Here is a 2,971-nt window from a genome sequence, read left to right as displayed (position 1 = left end):
TGTGCGGCGAACTGCGGAAAGATGACCGGGATACCGCCCCGTACCGCCGCGCCGGGCGCTGCCGGCCATGGTGAAGCGTAGAGCAGCGGACCGTCAGGCAGGTCGGCGCGGAGCAGCTGGCCACCCCAGGGCAGCAGCTGCAATCCCGCCTCCTGACCCGCCCCGGATGCTTCAGGCATAACCGGCGGGATTCTGCTTCTGCCAGTGCCAGTGATCACGGCACATGTCGGCCTGGTCACGCTCTGCGCGCCAGCCCAGCTCGCGCTCGGCCAGCGCCGGATCGGCGTAGCACTGCGCCACATCGCCGGGACGCCGGGCCACCAGCTCATGGGCGATGGGCCTGCCGGCGGCCAGCTCGAAGGCCCGGAGCATGTCGAGCACCGAATAGCCGCTGCCGGTGCCCAGGTTTACCGTGACCAGGTTCCCGGTGGCCTCGCCGGTGGCCGCCGCGGTGCCACGCGCCAGCCGCTCCAGCGCCTGCAGGTGCCCGCGCGCCAGATCGACGACATGGATGTAGTCACGCACACCGGTGCCATCCGGCGTCGGGTAGTCGCTGCCGAACACGCGCAGGCGCTCCAGGCGGCCGCTGGCCACCTGGGCAATGAAGGGCATGAGGTTGTTGGGTATGCCGTTGGGGTCCTCGCCGATGCGACCGCTCTCGTGCGCCCCCACCGGGTTGAAGTAACGCAGGATGGCGAACTGCCAGCGCTCCGGCGCCGAACGGTGCAGGTCGCGCAGCATGTCCTCGATGTGCAGCTTGCTGGCACCGTAGGCGTTGGTGGCGCTGAGCGGGAAATCCTCGCGAATGGGCACCGCGTGCGGGTCACCGTAGACCGTGGCCGAGGAACTGAACACCAGCCGATGCACGCCGGCCGCAGCCATGGCCTCGAGCAGGCGCACGGTGCCGACCACATTGTTGTCGTAGTACATCAGCGGTTTCGCCACCGACTCGCCGACCGCCTTGAGGCCGGCGAAATGGATCACCGCCGAAATGTCCGGATGCCCAGAGAACACCGCCGCCAGAGCGGCGGCGTCGCGAATATCCCCCTCGACCATGCTCAGCGGCACCGCCTCCGGCGCCTGCCCCAGACTGGCGGCGGCCAGCACGCGCACGCGCGCCATGGCCTCGGGCTTGCTGTTGCTGAGGTTGTCGAAAACCACCACGGCATGCCCCGCCTGCAGCAGCTGCAGCACGGTGTGCGATCCGATGTAGCCGGCACCGCCGGTGACCAGAATAACGCTCACGGAGGCAGTCTCAACCAGCCGCCGGCTGCGTCGCGACACGACGCACCGCGTCCAGCCAGCCGGCGTAGAGCGAGGCCCGGCGCGCGGAAGGCATGACCGGCGAAAAGCGGCGGTCGCAGTGCCAGAGCGCGGCGATCTGGTCCAGAGAAGAGAACACCCCCGCGCGCAGACCGGCCAGGAAGGCGGCGCCCAGCGCCGTGGTCTCGGTCACCACCGGCCGGTCCACCGGCACGCCGATGATGTCCGCCAGCGACTGCGACACCCAGTTGTTGACCACCATGCCGCCATCGATGCGCAGCGTGGTCACCGGCGCCGCACCATCACGCGTCATGGCCTCCATGAGGTCGNACGCGCCTGCGGGTCCCAGTACGGCGCGCCCAGGCCGGTGAAGGCCGGCACCATGTAGACACCGCGGGCATCGCCGGTGGCCTCGGCGATGGCCTGGGTCTCGGACGCGCTGGCGATCAGGCGCAGGCCGTCGCGCAGCCACTGGATGGTGGCGCCGGCGACGAAGATCGAGCCCTCGACGGCGTAGGTCGGCTTGCCATCCAGCCGGTAGGCCACCGTGGACAGCAGCCGGTTGGCCGACTGCACCACCGTGTCGCCGGTGTTCAGGATCAGGAAGCAGCCGGTGCCGTAAGTGCTCTTGACCATGCCCGGCTGGAAGCAGGCCTGGCCGATGAGCGCGGCCTGCTGGTCACCGGCCACGCCGCAGATGGGCACCGGCGCGCCGAGGAAGTCGGGCGCGGCGATGCCGAAGTCATCGCTGGAGTCCCGGACTTCGGGCAGCACGGCGGCGGGAATGTCGAACAGCGCCAGCAGCTCTGGGTCCCAGCGCTGGGTGTGGATGTTGAACAGCAGCGTGCGCGAAGCGTTGGTGGCGTCGGTGGCATGCACCTGCCCGTGCGTCAGCTTCCACAGCAGCCAGCTGTCCACGGTGCCGAAGGCCAGCTCGCCGCGCTCGGCGCGGTCACGGGCGCCCGGCACGTTGTCGAGCAGCCAGGCCAGTTTGGTGGCGGAGAAATAGGGGTCGAGCAGCAGGCCGGTCTTCGCCTGCACCGCCGGCTCGTGGCCGGCGGCCTTGAGGCGGGCGCAGGCCTCGCCGGTACGGCGGTCCTGCCAGACAATGGCGCGATGCACCGGCATGCCGTTGCGACGATCCCACAGCACCGTGGTCTCGCGCTGGTTGGTGATGCCGATGGCGGAGATGTCACGCGCGTGCAGGCCGACCCGGCGCAGCACATCGCGGCAGACCGTCTCGGTGGCCCACCAGATGTCCATGGCGTCGTGCTCGACCCAGCCATCGGCGGGGAAATGCTGCGGCAGCTCGACCTGGGCCGTGGCCATGCGGGTACCGCGGCTGTCGAAGACAATGGCGCGGGTGCTGGTGGTGCCCTGGTCGATGGCGAGGAGGTAGCGCTTCATATCGGCAATGGGTCCTTGATCCGGCAACTCAGGCGGATGCCGGCAGTGTAGCGGATCGACCACACCACCGGCAGGTCCGGTCACCTCGTGCCGGCCGCCAGGCTGCTGGGCTCATGGTCTACTCTCCGCTGTCCCGAACCGACTCAGTCGCTGCCGAACAGGTCGCGGGTGAACACCTTGTCGGCGACATCTGCAAGATCATCGGTGAGGCGATTGGCGACAATCACATCCGCAGTTGCCTTGAAACGCTGCAGGTCACGCTCCACGCGGGAGTTGAAGAAATTGTCTTCGGCCAGCGCTG

At 69.2% G+C, this 2,971-nt stretch carries 1 protein-coding gene and 1 pseudogene; both read right to left on the bottom strand.

What is annotated here, in order from left to right:
* Window positions 1-171: 171 nt before the first annotated feature.
* Window positions 172-1,245, bottom strand: coding sequence for a UDP-glucose 4-epimerase GalE (galE, locus tag C5O18_RS08140; RefSeq protein ID WP_105193037.1), 1,074 nt, complete (start codon window positions 1,243-1,245; stop codon window positions 172-174).
* Window positions 1,246-1,255: 10 nt separating this feature from the next.
* Window positions 1,256-2,670 (bottom strand): annotated as a pseudogene (locus C5O18_RS08135) (FGGY family carbohydrate kinase).
* Window positions 2,671-2,971 lie beyond the last annotated feature (301 nt).

Source organism: Amnimonas aquatica, assembly GCF_002943415.1.
Classification (GTDB): Bacteria; Pseudomonadota; Gammaproteobacteria; order Pseudomonadales; family Moraxellaceae; genus Perlucidibaca; species Perlucidibaca aquatica_A.
The sequence above is the reverse complement of the archived record's forward strand: the minus strand, read 5'-3'. Positions and strand labels throughout refer to the sequence as shown.